Source organism: Streptomyces hirsutus (assembly GCF_001418415.1).
GTDB classification, from domain to species: domain Bacteria; phylum Actinomycetota; class Actinomycetes; order Streptomycetales; family Streptomycetaceae; genus Streptomyces; species Streptomyces hirsutus.
The window spans coordinates 1-2336 of the sequence record NZ_LIQT01000657.1 but is presented as its reverse complement, the minus strand read 5'-3'; the positions used below and the strand labels follow the sequence as shown (position 1 = coordinate 2336).

The following is a 2336-nucleotide window of genomic DNA, read 5'->3' as shown; positions in this document are numbered from 1 at the left end:
GTGCAGGAACGAGCGGTGACGAGCCCCACCCGGGGACACCGCCTCTGCCCACGGCCCTCCCCGTGCGGCCCGCCCTCCCCGCGGCCGCCCGCCCGCCCGGCCGGCACGGTCGGTGCCCGGGCAGGCCGCCGTAGACTCGCGGAGTGACCGTCACCGCAACCTCCGTCGGCCAGTCGGACCCGATGCCCCCGCAGGCCGCGCCCAGCGCGTGGCGCCGGTGGCTCGTGCGCCTCGTTCCGGCCGCAGCGGCAGCACTCTCCGGACTGCTCCTCTACGTCAGCTTCCCGCCCCGCACCCTGTGGTGGCTGGCGCTGCCCGCCTTCGCCGTCTTCGCCCTGCTGCTGCGCGGGCGGAGTTGGAAGGCGGGGCTCGGCCTCGGCTATCTCTTCGGCCTGGGCTTCCTGCTGCCGCTGCTGGTGTGGACCGGTGTGGAGGTCGGCCCCGGCCCGTGGATCGCCCTCGCCGTGATCGAGGCGGTCTTCGTCGCGCTGGTCGGCGCGGGTGTCGCCGCGGTCTCGAAGCTGCCCGGGTGGCCGGTGTGGGCCGCCGCGCTCTGGACGGCGGGGGAGGCGGCACGCGCGCGCGTGCCGTTCAGCGGTTTCCCCTGGGGCAAGATCGCGTTCGGGCAGGCGGACGGCGTGTTCCTGCCGCTCGCCGCACTGGGCGGCACCCCCGTGCTCGGCTTCGCGGTCGTCCTGTGCGGCTTCGGCCTGTACGAGCTCGCGCGCGTGTCCCTGGAGGCCCGCCGTACCGGGACCGTGCGGCACGTCGCGGCGGCCGTCGGCGCCCTGGGCGTGGCGGTGCCCCTCGTGGCCGCGGTCGCCGCCCGGCCGCTGGTGAGCGACACGGCCGAGGACGGCACGGCGACCGTCGCGGTCGTCCAGGGCAACGTGCCGCGTCTGGGGCTCGACTTCAACTCCCAGCGGCGTGCCGTCCTCGACTACCACGCGCGCGAGACGGAGCGCCTGGCCGCCGCCGTCGACGCGGGCAGGGCCGAGCGGCCCGACATCGTGCTGTGGCCGGAGAACTCCTCCGACATCGACCCCTTCACCAACGCCGACGCGCGTGCCGTCATCGACCGCGCGGCCCGGGCGATCGGAGCCCCGGTCTCGGTCGGCGCCGTGGTGGGCAAGGACGGCAAGCTGCTCAACGAGCAGGTCCTCTGGGACCCGGCGAAGGGCCCCGTCGACACCTACGACAAGCGGCAGATCCAGCCCTTCGGCGAGTACCTTCCGCTGCGCTCCCTGGTCGGGGCGATCAACGACGAGTGGACGTCGATGGTCCGCCAGGACTTCAGCCGGGGCACCGAACCCGGCGTGTTCACCATGGCCGGCACCGGGGTGGGACTCGTCACCTGCTACGAGGCGGCCTTCGACTGGGCGGTGCGCGACACGGTCACCGACGGCGCCCAGCTGATCTCCGTACCCAGCAACAACGCGACCTTCGGCCGCAGCGAGATGACCCACCAGCAGCTCGCCATGTCCAGGGTCCGCGCCGTCGAGCACAGCCGCACCGTCACCGTCCCGGTGACCAGCGGTGTCAGCGCGATCATCATGCCGGACGGGACGGTCAGCCAGAAGACCGGCATGTTCGTCGCCGACTCCCTGGTGCAGGAGGTGCCGCTGCGCTCCTCCCGGACCCCCGCCACCCGCCTCGGCGTCCTCCCCGAGGTCGCCCTCGTCCTGGTCGCCGCGGGCGGCCTGGGATGGGCCGCCGGCACCGGCGTGCGCGGGCGGACGCGCCGGTGACGCGCGGTCGTGCGGAGAACGCGCACCCCTGAAGTGCCGTAGAACTGTCGGACCTCCCCGTTAGGGTCGGGGCATGGCTACTCCTGATTTCATCAGCACGCTGCGCGCTTCCGCCGGTCACCAGTTGCTCTGGCTTCCCGGGGTCACCGCCGTCGTCTTCGACGACGAGGGCAGAGTGCTGCTGAACCGCCGGTCCGACACCCGCAAGTGGTCGGTGCTCGGCGGCATCCCCGACCCGGGGGAGCAGCCCGCCGCCTGCGCGGTGCGCGAGGTCGAGGAGGAGACCGCGGTGCACTGCGTCGTCGAACGGGTCGTGCTGGTCCAGGCGCTGAACCCGGTGACGTACGGCAACGGCGACATCTGCCAGTACATGGACATCACCTTCCGCTGCCGTGCCGTCGGTGGTGAGGCCCGGGTCAACGACGACGAATCACTGGACGTCGCCTGGTTCGCCGTGGACGCGCTGCCGGAGCTGAACGAGTTCGGGCGCTTCCGCATCAAGCAAGCCATGGCTGACGCACCCACATGGTTCGACCCCACTACTTTCAGCTGAACTATGGGGCGCAACCACATGGGGCGGGGTAGGGG

At 72.9% G+C, this 2336-nt stretch carries 2 protein-coding genes; both read left to right on the top strand.

The window, feature by feature from the left end; genetic code table 11:
- The first annotated feature begins 143 nt into the window (after positions 1–143).
- On the top strand, positions 144–1748 hold the full coding sequence (lnt, locus tag AOK11_RS36805) for an apolipoprotein N-acyltransferase (RefSeq protein ID WP_055597974.1): 1605 nt from the start codon (positions 144–146) through the stop codon (positions 1746–1748).
- 73 nt (positions 1749–1821) lie between these two features.
- Positions 1822–2301 (top strand): NUDIX hydrolase, encoded by a 480-nt coding sequence (locus tag AOK11_RS36800; RefSeq protein WP_055597973.1) that lies wholly within the window; start codon positions 1822–1824, stop codon positions 2299–2301.
- The last annotated feature ends 35 nt before the right edge of the window (positions 2302–2336 follow it).